Source organism: Microbacterium sp. RU1D (assembly GCF_900156435.1).
GTDB lineage: Bacteria > Actinomycetota > Actinomycetes > Actinomycetales > Microbacteriaceae > Microbacterium.
Genome location: NZ_FTPQ01000001.1, coordinates 292,123 through 310,112 on the forward strand (window position 1 = coordinate 292,123; position 17,990 = coordinate 310,112).

The 17,990-nt window shown below is 71.4% G+C and carries 18 protein-coding genes; 7 read left to right on the forward strand and 11 right to left on the reverse strand.

Annotated elements, in window-relative coordinates:
• Nucleotides 1-224: 224 nt before the first annotated feature.
• Nucleotides 225-716 carry a MarR family winged helix-turn-helix transcriptional regulator gene (locus B0B15_RS01305; protein ID WP_076672934.1) on the reverse strand — a complete coding sequence of 164 codons (492 nt, stop codon included), beginning with the start codon at nt 714-716 and terminating at the stop codon, nt 225-227.
• A gap of 100 nt (nt 717-816) precedes the next feature.
• On the opposite strand from B0B15_RS01305, the gene B0B15_RS01310 reads away from it, so the two are divergent.
• Nucleotides 817-1,719, forward strand: coding sequence for an alcohol dehydrogenase catalytic domain-containing protein (locus B0B15_RS01310; protein WP_076672935.1), 903 nt, complete (start codon nt 817-819; stop codon nt 1,717-1,719).
• Between the two features lie 483 nt (nt 1,720-2,202).
• On the opposite strand, the gene B0B15_RS01315 is transcribed toward B0B15_RS01310, so the two are convergent.
• From B0B15_RS01315 to menC, 3 genes are read right to left on the reverse strand one after another with little or no spacing between them, the layout of a single operon-like run.
• Nucleotides 2,203-3,591 carry a glycine--tRNA ligase gene (locus B0B15_RS01315; RefSeq protein ID WP_076672936.1) on the reverse strand — a complete coding sequence of 463 codons (1,389 nt, stop codon included), beginning with the start codon at nt 3,589-3,591 and terminating at the stop codon, nt 2,203-2,205.
• Nucleotides 3,592-3,649: 58 nt separating this feature from the next.
• Nucleotides 3,650-4,351: a hypothetical protein gene (locus tag B0B15_RS01320; protein WP_076672937.1), complete on the reverse strand. Its 702-nt coding sequence runs from the start codon at nt 4,349-4,351 to the stop codon at nt 3,650-3,652.
• Nucleotides 4,348-5,481, reverse strand: a complete 1,134-nt coding sequence (gene menC, locus B0B15_RS01325) for an o-succinylbenzoate synthase (protein ID WP_076672938.1) — start codon at nt 5,479-5,481, stop codon at nt 4,348-4,350. The genes B0B15_RS01320 and menC overlap by 4 nt, the downstream gene beginning before the upstream one ends.
• A gap of 225 nt (nt 5,482-5,706) precedes the next feature.
• Here menC and B0B15_RS01330 point away from each other — a divergent pair, with 225 nt between their 5' ends.
• Nucleotides 5,707-6,522, forward strand: a complete 816-nt coding sequence (locus B0B15_RS01330; protein WP_076672939.1) for an SDR family oxidoreductase — start codon at nt 5,707-5,709, stop codon at nt 6,520-6,522.
• A 5-nt stretch (nt 6,523-6,527) separates the two neighbouring features.
• Complete coding sequence (locus B0B15_RS01335; RefSeq protein WP_076675063.1) at nt 6,528-6,737, forward strand: multidrug transporter; 210 nt, start codon at nt 6,528-6,530, stop codon at nt 6,735-6,737.
• A gap of 39 nt (nt 6,738-6,776) precedes the next feature.
• On the opposite strand, the gene B0B15_RS01340 is transcribed toward B0B15_RS01335, so the two are convergent.
• From B0B15_RS01340 to B0B15_RS01350, 3 genes are read right to left on the reverse strand one after another with little or no spacing between them, the layout of a single operon-like run.
• The gene (locus B0B15_RS01340) at nt 6,777-7,463 is read right to left on the reverse strand and encodes a GNAT family N-acetyltransferase (protein WP_076672940.1); all 687 of its coding nucleotides are present in this window, start codon (nt 7,461-7,463) and stop codon (nt 6,777-6,779) included.
• A 32-nt stretch (nt 7,464-7,495) separates the two neighbouring features.
• Nucleotides 7,496-8,818, reverse strand: a complete 1,323-nt coding sequence (locus B0B15_RS01345) for an MFS transporter (RefSeq protein WP_076672941.1) — start codon at nt 8,816-8,818, stop codon at nt 7,496-7,498.
• Between the two features lie 10 nt (nt 8,819-8,828).
• Nucleotides 8,829-9,455 (reverse strand): TetR/AcrR family transcriptional regulator, encoded by a 627-nt coding sequence (locus B0B15_RS01350; protein WP_083708803.1) that lies wholly within the window; start codon nt 9,453-9,455, stop codon nt 8,829-8,831.
• 81 nt (nt 9,456-9,536) lie between these two features.
• Here B0B15_RS01350 and B0B15_RS01355 point away from each other — a divergent pair, with 81 nt between their 5' ends.
• The gene (locus tag B0B15_RS01355; protein ID WP_076672942.1) at nt 9,537-10,655 is read left to right on the forward strand and encodes a zinc-binding alcohol dehydrogenase family protein; all 1,119 of its coding nucleotides are present in this window, start codon (nt 9,537-9,539) and stop codon (nt 10,653-10,655) included.
• A 74-nt stretch (nt 10,656-10,729) separates the two neighbouring features.
• Nucleotides 10,730-11,611, forward strand: coding sequence for a formyltetrahydrofolate deformylase (gene purU, locus B0B15_RS01360; protein ID WP_076672943.1), 882 nt, complete (start codon nt 10,730-10,732; stop codon nt 11,609-11,611).
• 186 nt (nt 11,612-11,797) lie between these two features.
• On the opposite strand, the gene B0B15_RS01365 is transcribed toward purU, so the two are convergent.
• Together B0B15_RS01365 and B0B15_RS01370 are read right to left on the reverse strand one after the other, a co-directional pair.
• Nucleotides 11,798-12,688, reverse strand: coding sequence for an FHA domain-containing protein (locus B0B15_RS01365; protein WP_076672944.1), 891 nt, complete (start codon nt 12,686-12,688; stop codon nt 11,798-11,800).
• A 14-nt stretch (nt 12,689-12,702) separates the two neighbouring features.
• Entirely contained in the window at nt 12,703-12,978 is a 276-nt protein-coding gene (locus tag B0B15_RS01370) for a hypothetical protein (RefSeq protein WP_076672945.1), read from the reverse strand.
• A 154-nt stretch (nt 12,979-13,132) separates the two neighbouring features.
• Here B0B15_RS01370 and B0B15_RS01375 point away from each other — a divergent pair, with 154 nt between their 5' ends.
• Together B0B15_RS01375 and B0B15_RS01380 are read left to right on the forward strand one after the other, a co-directional pair.
• Complete coding sequence (locus B0B15_RS01375) at nt 13,133-13,690, forward strand: winged helix-turn-helix domain-containing protein (protein WP_076672946.1); 558 nt, start codon at nt 13,133-13,135, stop codon at nt 13,688-13,690.
• Nucleotides 13,687-14,889: an MFS transporter gene (locus tag B0B15_RS01380; RefSeq protein ID WP_076672947.1), complete on the forward strand. Its 1,203-nt coding sequence runs from the start codon at nt 13,687-13,689 to the stop codon at nt 14,887-14,889. The genes B0B15_RS01375 and B0B15_RS01380 overlap by 4 nt, the downstream gene beginning before the upstream one ends.
• A gap of 3 nt (nt 14,890-14,892) precedes the next feature.
• On the opposite strand, the gene B0B15_RS01385 is transcribed toward B0B15_RS01380, so the two are convergent.
• On the reverse strand, nt 14,893-15,855 hold the full coding sequence (locus B0B15_RS01385; RefSeq protein ID WP_076675064.1) for a serine hydrolase: 963 nt from the start codon (nt 15,853-15,855) through the stop codon (nt 14,893-14,895).
• A 48-nt stretch (nt 15,856-15,903) separates the two neighbouring features.
• On the reverse strand, nt 15,904-17,883 hold the full coding sequence (locus B0B15_RS01390) for a M13 family metallopeptidase (RefSeq protein WP_076672948.1): 1,980 nt from the start codon (nt 17,881-17,883) through the stop codon (nt 15,904-15,906).
• Nucleotides 17,884-17,990: the final 107 nt, after the last annotated feature.

Consider the following 17,990-nt stretch of genomic DNA (forward strand, 5'->3'; position numbering starts at 1 on the left):
GCTGGCGATACGGATTCCGCGAAATCTGTGGAGTTGGCAGCTTCGCGGCGCTGTTCTGTGACCGCTTTGTGTCGGAGGTGCCGACGACGAGCGCGCTTGCCCGCCACATCGCTGCGCTTTCGCGGGGACGCGTTGAACTGCTGGTGACGGTAGAGGTTTGCGCGGCTTTCTCGGCCGAGGTGATTGTGGTGCCGCTCAGGCGCTCTCGAGGCGCCAGGCGTCCATCAGGGACGCGCAGAGCGCGGTGGCAGTAGCGTGATGCATTCGCCGCGCAGCGGGGTGAGGATCGTTTCGGCCAGGTCTTCGAGCTGGTTCCTCTGATCAGCATCGAGCAGGCCGAAGACACGAGCGCGCACCTCGGCCACATAGCCGGGCTCCACCTTGTTCAGAAGCTCCGCTCCCGGCCCCGTCAGCCGCGCGAGCGTCCGCCGGGCATCTTCCGGGTCCGTACTCCTGCTCAAGAGCCCCCGACGTTCGAGTCGCCCGACGATGCGCGAGAGATGCGACGGGGTGACACTCGCGGTCGCTGCAAGCCGGCTCATGTGGATCTCGCGATCCTCACTCGTGGAGAGACAGCGCAGGACGCCGAACTCTGCGTGGCTGAGATCAGCAGCCCCCTCGAGCCAGATGTCGAGTTCGGCGGGGAGCCACATCATTACCCCGACCAGTAGAGCCCAGGTGCGGTCTTCTTGCGGGGACAGGCGGTCGTCGGGCACGTCCTCAGTCTAATTCCCTTGCCGCGGAAACTAGACAGCGCTATGGTTCCTTTCCGTGGCAAGCATTAGCTGCTGCGATCCTAGAAGAGAGATCCCCGTCATGCGAGCTGCCCGATTCCACTCCTACGGAGCCCCCGACGTCCTCAACGTCGAGGATGCTCCTGAACCTCACGCCGGTGACGGCGCGATCCGCATCGCAGTCCGGGCCGCCAGCGTCAATCCGATCGACGTTCTCCTCCGCGCCGGACAACTCGCCGAGTTCTTGCCGCTTGACCTCCCTGCCGTCCCCGGCCGGGATGCCGTTGGCGTGGTCGACGAGGTCGGACCAGGAGTGACCGGCACCGAGGTTGGTGACCTCGTCTTCGGGCTCGGCGGCGTGAGTGACACGACCGCTGAGTTCGCAGTCCTGACCGCATGGAGTGCCGTGCCGGAGAAGTGGTCGATCGCCCAGGCGGCTGCAGCAGGCCTTGCCGGCGCGACCGCGGCCGCCGCGATCGAGGCACTGGGCGACCTGACGGGCGCGACGCTCCTGATCGAAGGCGCTTCCGGCGCTGTCGGCACCGCCGTAGCGGCCTTCGCCAGAGCCGCCGGCGCCACCGTCATCGGGACCGGACGCGAGAGCAGCCATCCCGCCCTTCACGAAATCGGCGTCATCCCGACGACGTACGGCGCCGGCCTCGCGGAGCGGGTCGCCGCACTCGCGCCGAACGGCGTCGACGCCGCGGTGCACTCCGCTCCGTCGAACTCTTTAGAGGACCTCGTCGCGATCGTTGGTGACGCCTCTCGCGTCGTCACCGTTGTCGACAGTCAGGGCGCGGCGCGACTGGGCGCCGTGCAGGCCAACGCCCGCAACGATTCCGAGCTCCTGCGCCGTGCAGCCGCCCTCGGAGCGGCCGGTTCTTGGGTGCCCCGCGTAGATCACGAGTTCAACCTGACGGCAATCGTTGACGCTCACACCACTGCCGAAAGCGAGAGCGGCAAGGTCGTCGTCACCTTCCTGTGACAAATGAGTTCGCAGCCCGCCCGGGCACGGCTCGTAGCGCAAGGGGACGACATCTCGCCAATCCGCGGCTCCCGCAGCATCACCCGAGTCGCGGAGAACACCGCGGCCGCGGATCTCGTCCTCACCAGCGATGAGCTTGCCCGCATCCAGGCAATCGTTCCGAACGGTGGAGTCTGCGGACGACTCGCCATCTGAGCCGGTGCCGGCTGAATACGCAGGGGGTGGCGACAACCCGCCGCCACCCCCGAAGGCGCACGGCATCCGCTCTTCCGCACTGCGTCGCCGACGGCCCCGGCCAGTCGGGATGACACGGACTTCACGCGGCATCTCAAAAAGCAGCAGCTTTTTGAGACGTGCCTTCCGCGGTCTCACCACACTTAACGGATCCGGATTCTCGGGGCGTCGGCTGTCTCGGAAAGACGTCTTGACGTGCTTCGTCTCAGGAGGGGACGCGGAGGGTGTTTCCGAGTCCGGACGACGGCGTCAGGCGCCGCGCAGGCGCTCCGCGAGGTAGCCGTGCAGGGCGTCGAGGCCGATGCGCTCCTGGCCCATCGTGTCGCGGTCGCGCACGGTCACGGCGTTGTCGTCGAGCGAGTCGAAGTCGACCGTCACGCAGAACGGGGTGCCGATCTCGTCCTGCCGGCGATAACGGCGACCGATCGCGCCGGCGTCGTCGAAGTCGATGTTCCAGCCGGCCGCGCGGAGCGTGTCGGCCGTCTCGCGGGCCAGCGGCGACAGGCGCTCGTTGCGCGAGAGCGGCAGCACGGCGACCTTGACGGGCGCGAGGCGCGGGTCGAGCTTGAGCACGGTGCGGGTGTCGGTGCCGCCCTTGGCGTTGGGCACCTCTTCTTCGCGGTACGCGTCGACGAGGAACGCCATCATCGCGCGCGTCAGACCGAACGAGGGCTCGATCACGTACGGGGTGTACTTCTCGCCCGACGCCTGGTCGAAGAAGGTGAGCGACTGGCCCGATGCCTCGGAGTGGCTCTTCAGGTCGTAGTCGGTGCGGTTGGCGACGCCCATGAGCTCGCCCCACTCCTTGCCCGGGAAGCCGAAGCGGTACTCGACGTCGATCGTGCCGGCGGAGTAGTGCGCGCGGTCGTCTTCGGGAACGTCGAAGCGCTTCATGTTCTCGGGGTCGATGCCGAGCTCGATGAACCAGTTCCAGCACGCCTCGACCCAGTGCTCGAACCACTCGTTCGCCTCGGCGGGCGGGGTGAAGTACTCGATCTCCATCTGCTCGAACTCGCGCGTGCGGAAGATGAAGTTGCCCGGCGTGATCTCGTTGCGGAACGCCTTGCCCACCTGGCCGACGCCGAACGGGGGCTTCCGACGGGATGCCGTGAGCACGTTCGAGAAGTTCACGAAGATGCCCTGCGCGGTCTCGGGGCGCAGGAAGTACAGGCCCGACTCGTCGTCGACGACGCCGAGGTAGGTCTTGACCAGGCCCGAGAACGACTTCGGTTCGGTGTACTGGCCCTTGGTGCCGCAGTTCGGGCACGGGATGTCGGCCAGACCGTTCTCGGCCTTGCGGTTCTTGCGGGCCTCGAAATCCTCGATGAGGGTGTCGGCGCGGAAGCGCTTGTGGCAGCTCAGGCACTCCACGAGCGGGTCGGTGAAGGTGGCGACGTGGCCCGACGCCTCCCACACGCGCTTGGGGAGGATGATGCTCGAGTCCAGGCCCACCATGTCGCCGCGACCGCGCACGAACGTCTGCCACCACTGACGACGGATGTTCTCCTTCAGCTCCGTGCCGAGGGGGCCGTAGTCCCATGCGGAGCGCGAACCGCCGTAGATCTCACCGGCCTGGAAGACGAACCCGCGGTGGCGGGCGAGGGCGATGACCTTGTCGAGGCGGGACTGTTCGGCCACGGTGGCTCCAATGGTCGGCAAAAGTGTGGGGATCGAGCGCGAGGGCGCGGCATCCAGTTTATCGAAGCGATCCCGCCCCGCCCGGCCCGCCGTCGCGGCCACGGTCCCGCTCGCGCACCCAGTTCTGCAGGTACGGCATCGCGACGTTCGTCGCGTGGGCGGCGAGGGTCGCCTCCGCGGCGGCGGTGAGCGCGTCCGGCGTGGGCACGGAGGGCACGGGCGTGTGCGCGATCGGGTAGGGGAAGCGGTTGCGGAACATGTCCATCCACAGCAGCACGAGGTCGCCCTCGTGCGGCAGGGTCGCGTGCGAGCGGGATCCGCGTTCGTGCCTCTCGATCTCCCAGCCCTGCCGGGTGAGCCGCGCGGCGTAATCGGGGTCACTTCCCCAGACCCAGCCGATCCGACCGCGGGAGGGAACGCCGTACCCGAAGCCGTCGAGGGCGAGGGCGAGCGCCTCGGGCGTCCAGGGCGCCGGGAAGAACGTCGACAGGCTCACGCGAAGTGCGAGCGGCGACAGGCGCTCCGGCACCTCGCGCGCGGTTCGTGGAAGCTCCGCCTCGAGGGCCGCGGCCAGCGCGATCGTCGCGGCCGACGGCTCCTCCCGATCGAGCATCAGAAGGAACGTCTGCAGAGCGCGCACGTAGGCGCCGTGCTCCGCGGCGTCGGCGAACGGCGGGAGCGGAATGCCGTCGACGGGCGCCCGCCCCCAGGGCACGTCGTCGCTCTCGGTTTCCGAAAGTCCTGACCGTCCGCCGCTCATCGGGTGATCCGCTCGCGACGCACGGTGAAGCGCTCGAGCGCCGCGGCATCGATCTCGACGCCGAGGCCCGGGCCGGTCGGTACGCGCACGTGCCCGTCCTCGATCACGGCCGGCTCGGTCACGATGTCCTGCGTGTAGAACCGGGCGGATGCCGAGATGTCGCCGGGCAGCGAGAACCCCGGGAGCGCGGCGAGAACGGCGTTGGCGGCGCGGCCGATTCCGGTCTCGAGCATGCCGCCGCACCACACGGGAATGCCCGCGGCGCGCGCCCGGTCGTGGATCGCCACGGCCTCGAGGTAGCCGCCGACGCGGCCGGCCTTGATGTTGATGATCGCCGCCGAGCCGAGCGCGAGCGCGTCGGCGGCGGCCTTGTCGGAGACGATCGACTCGTCGAGGCACACGGGTGTGCGCAGACGCTTCGCGAGGGTCGCGTGGTCGACGAGGTCGTCCTCCTGCAGGGGCTGCTCGATGAGCAGCAGGTCGAAGGCGTCGAGCTCCGCCAGCGTGTCCGCATCGGCGAGGGTGTAGGCGGAGTTGGCATCCACCTGCAGGGGGATGCCGCCGAACGCCTCGCGGACGGCCGCGGTGTCGTCCAGGTCGCGGCCGGGCTTGATCTTGATCTTGATGCGCACGTAGCCCTCGTCGAGGTAGCCGCCGACGGCCTCGACCAGCGCCGCCGGATCGCGCTGGATGCCGACGGAGACGCCCGAGGGCACCCGGTCCTTCTCGGCGCCGAGGTACTGTCCGAAGCTGCGCCCCTCGGCGCGGAGCGCCGCGTCGATCACCGCGAGCTCGAGACCGGCCTTGGCCATGCGGTGCCCGACGACGGGTCGCAGGACGCCGGCGACCTCTTCCGGCGCGAACGTGCGGCGCTCGAGCAGCGCCGGCACGAGGAAGCGGGAGAGCACGTCCCACGCGCCCTGCGTGTACTCGCTCGAGTACGACGGTTCGGACTGCGTCACCACTTCTCCCCAGCCGCGTCCGTCGGACGTCTCGGCCGACACGATGATCACCTCGCGCACCGTCTCAGTGCCGAACGACGTGGTGAAGGGCGACACGAGCGGAATGTGGAGGACACGCAGTTCGACGGCATCCAGGGTCACGGGGGCGGCGGGGGCGCGGGGCGGCATGAGGGCAGGGTATCCGGCGGGCGCGCGGGGCGGGCGCGCGGCAGCGGCGTGCCAAACTCCGGAGAATTCGACGTTCGAGCAGCCGCTCCGGCCTCCCGCGCTCCGAGGACACCGATTTCTCCGGAGTGCGGCACGGGGCGCCGCGGCGAAGCGCGACCGTAACGCCCGCGCGCGACCCTGGCAAGGCCGCCGACCCCGCGGCGACCCGCGCGTAGCGTCGCCCGCATGAGCGACGACTTCACCCCCCGCCACGCGATCGTCACCGGCTCCGACTCGGGCATCGGCGCGGCCACCGCCCTCGCCCTCGCCGACGCCGGGATCGACGTCGCGGTCACCTACCACTCCGACAAGGACGGCGCGGAGGAGACCGCCGCAGCCGTGCGCGAGCGCGGCGTGCGCGCGATCGTCGCGCAGTTCGACGCGACCGACTTCGACGCGGTCTCGGATGCCGTGAACGCCATGGCCGACGAGCTCGGCGGCCTCGACGTGTTCGTCAACAACGCCGGCGGCGGGATCGGGGGCTCGTTCCTCGACCTCGACTTCGACACGTGGCGCACCGACATCTCCCTGAACCTCGACGGCGCGTTCCTCGCCCTCCACACCGCGGCGAAGCGGATGGTGGCGGCCGGCAACGGCGGCCGCCTCATCGTCGTCTCGAGCGTGCACGAGCATCAGCCCCGCGTCGGGTCGGCCCCCTACGTCGCCGCGAAGCACGGCGTCGGCGGGCTCATCAAGACGATGGCCCTCGAGCTCGGTCAGTACGGAATCACCGCGAACGCCGTCGCCCCGGGCGAGATCGCCACGCCCATCAACGACATGTCCGCCGAGGATGCCGATCGCACCCACCGCCCCGGCATCCCCCTCGGTCGCCCCGGCAAGCCGGAGGAGATCGCCGACGTCATCCGCTTCCTCGCCTCGCCCTCGGGTTCGTACGTCACGGGCGCGAGCTGGGTGGTCGACGGCGGGATGCTGCAGATGGGCCCGCAGGCGGGCTCACACATGGAGTCCGACGCGTGGCGTTCGGCCGGCGAGAAGGAGTGACGACCGTGAGCGACGAGAAGAGCTTCGAAGAGAACCGCCACGACCAGCTCATGAGCGCCCCGAAGGCCACCGAGGCGGACGCCGCGCCCCGCTTCGACGTGACCGAGCACGACGGCGTGACGCGCATCGACGTGCGCGACGACGCCGCCGTTCGTCCGGGTCCGGGTCAGGGCGACCCCGCGGCCGAGAAGGACGAACCGATCACCGAGCAGTGAGGTGACGTGGTCATCCCCGCGGTCCGCGCGGGGATGCGATCACTCCACGATCAGGTATCCGCGGCGGTCGAACCCGCCGATCCGGCGACCGGATGCCACGTGCCCGCGGATCTCGTCCCGCACGCGCACGCGCCAGGCGGCGGCGGCCGCCGGATCGCTGCGGCGCAGCCCCTCGACGTCGTCGGGCACGGCCACGACGGCCGAGATCTCGGCATCCGTCGGGGTGGGAACGGGCGGCTCGGCGAGCGCCCACGACACCAGGAGCCGGTCGGATTCGTCGCCGCGGTTGACGTCGTCGTCCATCTCGCCGTACTGGTTCACGAGGTAGTCGGTGACGCGCGCGCCCAGCACCGCGAGGTTGAAGTGGGCGTTGCGCGGGATGAGCGGATCGAACGTCCACGTGATGTGCCCTACCCCGCGGGCGAGCGCCCACTCGCGCTGATGGTCCTTGAGCCGTCGGCCGAGGCCCCGACCCTGGTGGCCGTCGATGATCCCGGTGATGTGCGAGTGCATCGAGCGCGCGGCGGGCGGGCCGAAGAACGCCGCCGACGCCCCGATCATCGCGTCGCCGTCGTAGATCCCGACGACGTAGTTCCCGGCGTGCTCAAGGGCGCGCAGGATGTTGGCCGGCATCGTGCCGCGGTCGCCCCAGACCCGGTCCAGCACGCGGGAGGCCTCGTGCACGGCCTCGACGGTGTCGAGCGTGCGGATGTCGATGGAGCTCATGCCCTCGATCCTCGCACCGCGGGCCGTCACCGTCAGCGCGGCAGCACGCCGCCGACGTGGCGGATGGTGCGCCCGCGTTCGACGACGATCGCGATGCCGCCGATGAGCCACAGCGGCACCTGCGTGAGGAACGCGATGCGGAACGCGTCGAGCGAATACGTCTCAGGACTCCCGGCGCCCTGCACGTCCATCGCGATGCCGATGAAGAGGATCGCCAGCAGCGCGGCGAGGAATCCCCCGCCATTCACGATGCCCGTCGCTGTGCTGAGGCGGTGGCTCGGCGTGAAGGTGCGCGCGTGGTCGAACGCGATCATCGACGCCGGTCCCCCGGTGGCCAGGGCGAACATCAGCACGATGAGCAGCCACAGGGGGGCGGGCCCCGGCCAGGCGGCGACGGCGATCCACACGAGCGCCTGGAAGACGACCGTCGGCAGCACGAGCCAGCGCGACCGGCGCCGCGGGTGGCGGCTCGACAGCGCGCCGATCACGGGACCGCTGACGATGCCGAACAGCACGAACAGCGTCATGATGCCCGACGCCGCCGCCGGTTCGAGTCCCTCGCCCGCCGTCAGGAAGGGGAAGCCCCACAGCAGCATGAACGCCGTGCCCGCGAAGGGGGTGGCGAAGTGCGACCAGAAGCCGAGCCGCGTGCCGGGGTGCGCCCACGACTCGCGGAACCCCTGCCGCAGATCCGGCGCCGAACGCACCACCCGGATGGCGCCCGTCTGCGTGTCGACGGAGGTGTCGACCGGATCCGCTCGACGTTCGGGCGGACGGTTGCGGATGACCGCGAAGGTCAGGATCGCGAAGAGCACGCCGAGCCCTGCGACGCTGCCGAAGGCGACGCTCCAGCTCGTCGCGTGCAAGAGGGCCGCGAGCGGCACCACGGCGACGATCTGGCCCATCTGGCCGATGATGCCCGTGAGCTGCACCAGCAGCGGCGCCCGCTGCGCGGGGAACCACGTCGCGATCACGCGCAGGACGCTCGGGAAGATGGCGGCATCGCCCGCCCCGATCAGAACCCGGGCCAGGATGCCGATCCCCACGGCATCCGCGAAGGCCATCACGAGCTGCCCCACCGCCATCAGCACCATGCCGATCGCGATCATCGGGCGCGCGCCGAACCGGTCGAGCAGCAGGCCGACGGGGATCTGCATCGCGCCGTAGACGAAGAGCTGGATGACGGCGAACATCGACAGCGCCGACGCGTCGGCGCCGAAGCGCACAGCGGCGTCGACCCCCACCGCGGACAGCGAGGTGCGGTTGACGATCGATACCACGTAGGCGAGCACGCCGACCGCCCACAGCGTCCAGGTGCGCCAGCCCGGCCGGTCGAGGCGCAGGGTGCTGGTCACATCGTCCAGGCTAGTCCCGCCCACCGACACCGGCGGGGGGTGGCATTCGCCCGCGGGGGTTCCCCGCGGGCAGGTCGGTGTCGAAGACGGCCGACATCTCCGCGCGGACCCGCTCGAGGTGGTCGATGAGCGGCGTGCCCGTGTCGTCGTCGGCCCACCGCTCGAGCGCCGTCTGCAGCAGGTCGACGGCCAGCCCGGCGACGACCCGTGCCCGGAGCGCCTCGACGCCCCGGGCGCGGAACCCCGCCGTCAGGACCTCGCGCAGGTCGGCCTGCTTCTGCAGATCCCGCTCGCGGAGCGCGGGTTCCGCGGCGATGATGCGGCGGGCGGCGGCGATCTCGGCGCGGCGGGGCTCGAACCGCTCGCCGGCGAGCGCCTGGAAGCCGCCCCAGGCGAGGGCGAACGGCGCCACCCCGGCGGGGGCGGCGGCGAGCATGTCGGCGGCGAGGCGCGGGATCTCGTCGCCGGAGAAGAACACCTCCCGCTTGTCGCCGAAGTGCCGGAAGAACGTGCGCCGCGTCACTCCGGCGCGCTGGACGATGTCGGGGATCGTCGTCGCCTCGAACCCGCGCTCGGCGAAGAGCTCGAGCGCGGCCGCGCGCAACCGTTCGCGCGTATCGGGGGCCCATCTCGCCATGCGGCGATCCTACGTGACGACACTCAGTGTCATCACGTCTATAGTGAAGACACTCCGTGTCATCACGTCGAAGGGCCGCCCATGACCACGCACACCGCCGCGACGCTCGCCGCCCCCCGCGCTCCGCTGACCGTCACCGAGATCGCGACGCCGACCCCGGCCGCCGACGAGGTCCTCGTGCGGGTGCACGCCGTCGCCGTCAACCCTGTCGATTGGGTCATCCAGGGCACGGGTCGCATCACCTACCGGTGGCTGCGTACGCCCGCGGTCCTCGGCTCCGACATCGCGGGCGACGTCATCGCCGTCGGCGCCGACGTCACGCGCTTCCGCGTCGGCCAACGCGTCTTCGGCCTCGCCACGGGCACCGATCGTGGGCGCGACCCCCTGCGCGAAGGGGCGTTCCAGCAGTGCTCGGTCCTGCTCGAGCGCCTCGCCGCCCCGATACCCGAGGCCCTCTCCGACGAGGAGGCCGCCGTCTTCCCCCTCGGCCTCTCCACGGCCGCCTGCGCGCTTTTCCAGCCGCACCACCTCGGACTCCGGATGCCGGGAACCCCGGCATCCGTCACCGCTCCGGAGGTCGTGGTGATCTGGGGCGGGTCGACGAGCGTCGGGATGAACGCGATCCAGCTCGCGCGCGCCGCGGGGTACGACGTGGTGAGCACGGCATCCGCGAAGAACGCCGAGACGGTGCGCGCCCTCGGCGCCGAGGCCGTGGTCGATCACCGGTCGCCGTCGGCGGTGGCCGACCTGGTCGCCGCGATCGGCGGACGGCCCGTCGCGGGCGCCGTCGCCCTCGGCGCCGGATCGACCGAAGCGTGCCTCGAGGTGCTGTCGCGGGTCGGTGGAACCCGCCTGGCGATGGCGAGCACGCCGGTGTCGCTCGACTCCCTCGTGGGGCGCCGCCGCCTGTTCCCCGCGATGCTGCCGGTGTTCATGCGCATCGGCCTCGCCACGGTGCGCTCGAGCCTGCGCGCCCGCCGCCTCGGCATCCGCGCGGGGTTCGTCTGGGGCAGCAGCCTGCGTGACGACGAGATGGGTCCGCGGCTGTGGGGCGAGGTCGTGCCGCGGATGCTGGCCGACGGCTCGCTGCGTCCGGCACCGGCGCCGCTCGTGGTCGGCGAGGGCCTGGGAGCCATTCAGGGCGCCCTCGATCGGCAGCGGAGTGGCGTCTCGGCGGAGAAGGTGGTCGTGCGCCTCTGATCGCGACGGGAACGGCGCCTGGCACATGACGACCCTGGTCAGCGGGCGCCACTTCCGCACGGCAGAATGGTCCGATGGTCTCCGCGAGCCCCCACCTGCAGCCCGATCACGCCTGCCTCATCGTGCACGGCAGCGACACCCCCGGCATCATCGCCGCGGTCTCGGCCCTGATCGCGCGCCAGGGTGGCAACATCGTCGCCTTCGACCAGTACTCCGACGACCCGCGCGGGGGCGCGTACTTCCAGCGGGTGGTGTTCCACCGCCCGAACCTGGCCGTCGCGCTGCCCGATATCGAGGCCGACATCGCCACGACCCTCGGCGAGGGCTTCGACCTGGAGTGGACGCTCACCGACCTCTCCACCCCGAAGCGCATGGCGATCCTCGCCTCGAAGCAGGACCACTGCCTGCTCGATCTGCTCTGGCGTCACCGTCGCGGAGACCTGCCCGTGAGCATCCCGATGGTCGTGTCGAACCACACCACCGCCGCGGAGGACGTGCGCTCGTTCGGCGTGCCCTTCTTCCACGTGCCCTCGACGCCCGGGCCCGACAAGTCGGCATCCGAGGCCCGCATCCTCGAGCTGCTCGTCGGCAACGTCGACTTCGTCGTGCTCGCGCGCTACATGCAGATTCTCTCCCCCGACTTCCTCGAGAAGATCGGCGTACCGGTCATCAACATCCACCACTCGTTCCTGCCGGCCTTCATCGGCGCCGAGCCCTACAAGAAGGCGAAGCAGCGCGGAGTGAAGCTCATCGGCGCGACCTCGCACTACGTCACGAGCGATCTCGACGAGGGCCCGATCATCGAGCAGGACACCGTCCGCGTCACGCACGCGGACTCCGCCGCCGAGCTCGCGCGCCGGGGCGCCGACGTGGAGCGCCAGGTGCTCTCGCGCGCCGTGCTGTGGCACGCCGAGGACCGCATCATCCGCCACGGCAACCACACGATCGTCTTCTGATCGCCCGCGGCCGCGTCGCGCGGCATCCGCGCCGCAACCGCATCCGTTCGCCGAGGTCGCACGCCGCCGACGACGAACACATGCGGGCTCGACGAACGTCTGCGTCCTCGGCGATGTCACCCGTCCTCGGCCCCGGCGCCGCCGCACCGGGCCACCCCGCAGAGGGGCGGACCCGGCGGAGCACCGTCAGTCCGGGTCGCTCGCGCGACTGAGCGGGCCCGAACCGCCGCGCGGGGGCTGCTTGCGCTGACGCGCGAACTCGCCGCCCTGCCGGCCGCCGTACGGACGGCCGTGATCGGCGAATTCCGCGCGGAAGTACGCCAGCCGCCAGTCGCCGAGCTCGATGCGGGCACCGGTGCGGAGGATGCGTCCCCCGCCGCCTCGCCCGGGACCCTGGTCGCGCGCGCCGCCGCCGCCGACGGCCTCGAACCCGTACAGCACGTACTCGTCATCGCCCTCGTGCCGGATCTCGGCGTGCACGGGGGCGAGTCCGGGAAGGCGCAGATCGGCTTCCTCGCCGGACCCGATCACGGTCGTGGTGGGCAGCAGGTCGAACTCGCGTGGTCGCGAGCCGTCCCACGACGAATCCCCCACCGCGAAGATGAGCCGCGGCCGGCCCGACCCCGGGGTGTAGTGCGTGGTCGTGATCCGGCGGCGCACCGTGCGGTTGATGGTCGGCACCAGCGGCAGCGGTGTCTCCGGCGGGACCGGGAACGTCAGCGTGCGATCGCCGTTGCGGCGCACGAGCAGCGGAGCGACGGCCGCCACGGAACCGAGCCGGATGTGCTTCGACCCGGTGATGACGCGTTGCAGCGCGCCGCTCTTGACGTCGCCGAGCTGAAGGATCGGCCCGTCCGGCCCCTCGAGCTTCACCGAGATGCCTCGGGATGCCAGGGCGTCGGCGACCGTGGACAGCTCGGCGAGCGTCCGCCGGCCGTTCCCCGGCAGGCGCGAGGGGTCGCTCACGACGATGCGCACCTCGGTGCCGGAGGCCGTGATGGTCCCCTCGAACGGCGGGGTGTCGGCATCCCCCGCCTCCTGCTCCGAGAAGGCGAGGTCGATGTCGAGGCGCACCATGACGGCGCCGCCCCTCAGTTGCCGCGGTACGGGTCGGACCCGGCCGCGGTGTCGTCGCTCGTGGTGACGCGCAGGGTGCCGTTGAGCTTCCACGTCGCGCGGGGCGCGTCGGGGCCGATGTCGCGCGGCACCTCGACGGTCATGTCGACGAACGAGTAGTTCACGGCGGCGCCGCGGCCGGTGAGGTACGACCACATCTCGCGGCCGAGATCGGTCCAGTCGGTGATCGAGTGGCCCTCGGGGCCGGATGAGTCGGCGAACGGGTCGGTGGTGGCAGGAGTGTCGGACATGGCTTCGGTCCTTCCTTTCGTTTCGAGGCCACCAGGGTCCCAGCGCCGTGAACCCGGTGAGGAGGGATTGCGTCGAAGCCCGGGTTGGGGCACCATTCGACCGACCCCCAAAGAGTCATTTGACGGTGGTGGGTGCGGGCAGGACGATGGGGGGATGTCGCGCCTCGACGAACTCCGCGCCACCGCTCATCCGCTACGCCTGCGCCTGCTGTCCCTCCTCACCGGCGCGGCGATGAGCGCGGCCGAGGCGGGGCGCGAACTGGGGGTGTCGCAGGCGTCCGCGAGCTACCACCTGCGCGTGCTCGAGCGGGCGCACCTCGTGCGCGTGGTCGAGGTCGTCCGGCTCCGCGGCGGCGAGGCCAAACGGTACCGTCACGAGTCGTCGTCGCAGCGTTTCGATCCCGACGCGCACCTCGGCGCCCGCTCGCGCGAGGGGGAAGGCGAGTACGTCGAGGCGATCGTCGACGAACTGCGCCGCCGCGCAGCTCTTCGCGCGGACGGTCCCGCGATCTCCACCGACGCGGAATTGTGGGTGGACCCCGCCGTCTGGCGCCGGATCGTGCAGCACATCGGCGAGGCCTCGGCCCTGCTGCACGCCGCGGCCCGGCCACCGCGCACCCCGGGCACCCTCCCGGTGTCGATGACCGCCGCGCTGTTCCCCGTGCGCGCCACGCCGCCGCGCCCGGCATCCGTTCCCGGGAACCCCGCGTGACGGGTCCCCTCGCCCTCGCGCCGTTCCGCTGGCTGCTCGCCGCACGCACGACGGCGATCGTGGGCAACGCTGTCGCCCCGCTCGCGCTGGCCTTCGCGGTGCTCGACCTCACCGGGTCGGCCGCGGATCTGGGACTCGTGGTCGCCGCGCGCTCGGTCGCCAATGTCGCGATGCTGCTCTTCGGCGGAGTGATCGCGGACCGTCTGCCCCGCGGGGCCGTGCTCGTGGGCTCGTCGGTGGCCGCGGCACTGACGCAGGGGGCGATCGCCGCCCTCGTGCTCACGGGGACCGCCGGCATCCCGGTGCTCGTGATCCTCAGCGTCGTCAACGGCGCCGTCGCCGCCGTGAGCCTCCCCGCGGCCGCCGCGCTCGTGCCCGACACGGTCCCCGCCCCGCTCCTGCGACCCGCCAACGCGCTGCTGCGGCTCGGGCTGAACGGCGGCAGCATCGTGGGCGCCTCGGTCGGGGCGGTGGTCGTCGCCGCCGTCGGCCCGGGGTGGGGCCTGGCGATCGACGCGGCCGCCTTCGCCACCGCCGCCCTGCTCTTCTCACGCCTACGGCTTCCCGCGACGGGGGATGCCGCGCCCGGCGACGGCGCCTCGGTCTGGGACGACCTGCGCGAGGGCTGGCGCGAATTCGCGACCCGGCGTTGGGTCTGGATCGTGGTGCTGCAGTTCGCCGTGCTGAACGCCGCCTTCGTCGGCGCGACCACCGTCCTCGGCCCGCTCGTGGCCGACGAGAGCTTCGGCCGCGGCGCGTGGGGCGTGGTGATCGCCGCGCAGACGGCGGGGCTCGCCCTCGGGGCGGTGATCGCGCTGCGCTGGCGACCGCGTCGGGCCCTCGGCATCGGTGTCGCGGCGATGGCCTTCGCGGCCCTTCCGGCCGCCGCCCTCGGGGTGGCGCCGGTCGTGCCTGTGCTGATCGCGGCCTTCGCGATCGGCGGCGTCGCGATCGAGCTCTTCGCGATCGCGTGGGACCAATCCCTGCAGACGCACATCCCTCGTGCGGCGCTGTCGCGGGTGTACTCCTACGACATGGTCGGGTCGTTCGTCGCGGTGCCGGTGGGCGAGATCGTCGTCGGCCCGCTCGCCGAGCGCTCGGGCGCTTCCCCGGTGCTGCTGGGGTGCGCGGCGATCATCGTCGTCGCCACGCTCGCCGCGACGTGCTCGCGGAGCGTGTGGGGCATCCGCGCCGACTGAGCGTCAGTACACGTACTCCATCAGCTCGACGCCCAGGACACGGAAGGCGTCGTGAGCGCGCAGCCGGTGCGCGATCGAGAGGTCGTCGAAGTTCACGATCAGCGCGTACGAGACGCCGGCGCGCGGACCGCCGAGCACGCCCGCTTCCGCGCGCACGCCCGGCGCGCGACCGGTCTTGTTCACGAACAGCAGTCCGTGCTGATCGTTCTCGTGCGCGAACGGATCGAGGCCGGTGGCGGATGCCACGAGCGAGAGGTCGTGGTTCAGGCTCAGCCACTCCGCCACCTGGGCGCTGACGCCGGGCGAGACGATCGTCGAGTTCACCAGCCCCGCGAACACCTGAGCCATCTCGCGCGCGGTCGACAACGCCACGTGCGGGGCGTCGTCGGGTCCGCGATCGTCGCGGAAGCGGTCGAGCAACGCGGTGCGCCGCAGGCCCAGCTGCTCGATGCGCGCGCGGACCGACTGCAGCCCGACGCGGTGCAGCAGGGCGTTCGCGGCGAGGGCGTCGCCCGTCGACGCCGCGAGGAGGGCCAGGTCGGTCAGCGGCAGCGCGGGAGCCTTGAGGTGCTGCCACGTCCCGCCGTGCGCGGCGCCCGCCACCACAGCCCGGTCGACGATCTCCAGCGCATCGAGCCGACCCGACTCGAACGACGCCGCCGTCTCGACGAGCAGCGGCACGACGCCGAGGCCGCCGACGGGCAGGGTCACGAAATCGTCGCCCGAGAGCACCGCCGTGCCGCCGTCGAGGTCGTCGATGCGCACCGAGACCTTCGCTCCCGAGGCGGCGAGTTCGTCGAGCGAGCGCAGCGTCGCGGTGAAGGAGCGGCGGCCGGCCGCCGCCCGCCGGGGCAGTCGCTTCGGACCCTTGCGTCCCGCTCCGCGGAGGGCCGGAGCGTCGCGTCTCGACGACTCCACCGGCCCTCCGGCGGGCTCGGGCAGGGCGGGCTCGGGAAGCGGGGGCATGCCCACGAGCGTGGCTCCTTCCGGGTCAGCAGGACAACAAACGCCGTCTCACCAGATGGTGACGCGCTGGTCGGCGTCGAGCCAGAGGGCGTCGCCCTCGGTGACCTCGAACGCGTCGTAGAACGCGTCGATGTTACGCACGATCTGGTTGCAGCGGAACTCGTTCGGCGAGTGCGGATCGATCGTGAGAAGGCGGATGGTCTCGGCATCCCGGCCCTTCTGCTGCCAGATCTGCGCCCAGCTCAGCAGCAGGCGCTGGATACCGGTGAACCCGTCGACGACGGGACCCTCGCCCTCGGCCTCACCCTGCTCCTCGAGGAACAGACGGTACGCGGCGATCGCGATGCCGAGCCCGCCCAGGTCACCGATGTTCTCGCCGATGGTGAGGGCGCCGTTGACGTGGTGCTCGGCGCTCAGACCCTGGGGGACGAGTTCCTCGTACTGGGCGATGAGGGCCTTGGTGCGCTCTTCGAAGGCCGCCCGATCGGCATCCGTCCACCAGTCGCGCAGCGACCCGTCGCCGTCGAAGCGGCTGCCCTGGTCGTCGAAGCCGTGGCCGATCTCGTGCCCGATGACCGCGCCGATGCCGCCGTAGTTCGCGGCCGCGTCGCGCTCGGCGTCGAAGAAGGGGTACTGCAGGATCGCCGCGGGGAACACGATCTCGTTCATGAGCGGGTTGTAGTACGCGTTGACCGTCTGCGGGGTCATGTACCACTCGTCGCGGTCGATCGGCTGACCCACCTTGGCGAGCTGGCGGTCGTGCTCCCACACGTGCGCGCGGCGCACGTTGCCGACGAGGTCGTCGGCCTCGATCTCGAGGTCGGAGTAGTCCTTCCACCGGACGGGGTAGCCGATCTTGGGCGTGAAGGCGTCGAGCTTCGCGAGAGCGCGCTCTCGGGTCTCCTCGGTCATCCACTCGAGCGTGCGGATCGATCGGCGGTAGGCCTCGATGAGATGGGCGACGAGGCCGTCCATCGCGTCCTTGGCCGCCGGCGGGAAGTGCCGCTCGACGTACACCTTGCCGACCGCCTCGCCCAGCGCCGCCTCGACGAGGCTCACACCGCGCTTCCAGCGTTCGCGGTTGACGGGCACGCCGGTCAGCTGCGTGCCGTAGAACGCGAAGTTCTCCGCCACGAACTCGTCGGACAGGAACGCCGCCGCCGCGTGCACGATCTTGAAGCGCAGCCAGGCCTTCCAGTCGTCGAGACGGTCGGCCACGAGCAGGCCGCCGAGCGACTCGACGAAGCTCGGCTGGTAGACGACGACCTCGGCGAGTGCGTCCTCGTGACCCGGGGCGACCCCCGCACGCCACGGCTCGAGGTCGACTCCGGCCAGGGCGAGCGTGTCGTCCCAGGTCTTCAGGTTGTAGGTCTTCACCGCGTCGCGGCTGTCTTCGCGCGACCAGTGGTGCGCGGCGAGGTCGGTCTCGAGCGCGAACACGCGATCGGCGGATGCCGCGGCCTCGGCGACACCGGCGAGCTCGAGCACGCGCGCGATGTGCGCGCGGTAGGCGGTGCGCGTCTCGTCGAAGTTCTCGAGCCGGTAGTAGCTCTCGTCCGGCAGCGAGATGCCGCCCTGGTAGACCACCGGCACGTAGCGGGTGGGGTCGCCCGGGTCGGGCTCGACGAAGAGCGTCAGCAGGCCGCTGATGCCGTCGCGCTCGAGCTCGCCGATGAGCCGGAGCAGGGAGGGGATGTCGGTCGCGGTGTCGACGGCCGCGAGCTGCGGGGCCAGCGGCTCGCCGCCGAGGGCGTCGATGCGGTCGGTGTCCATGAAGCTCGCGAACAGGTCGCCGATCTTGCGGGCTTCGCTGCCCGGCTCGGCGTCCTGCGACTCCTGGACGATGGTGCGCACGTCCGCCTCGGCCTGCTCGGCGATGAGGTGGAACGAGCCCCAGCGGGCCTTGTCGTCGGGGATCTCGGTGCGCTCCAACCAGCGGCCGTTCACGTAGCGGAACAGGTCGTCCTGCGGGCGGATCTCGTCGCTGAGCTCGTCGAGCGCGAGACCGGAGCGGGGGGTGTCGGTCATGCAGACAGGATAAGTGCCCCACATCCGTGCGGGCTCGGAACGCGGGGCGCGCCACGCCCTGTCCGCGGAACGCACACCCTCCCCGTTCCGCGCATCGCCCGTGCGCC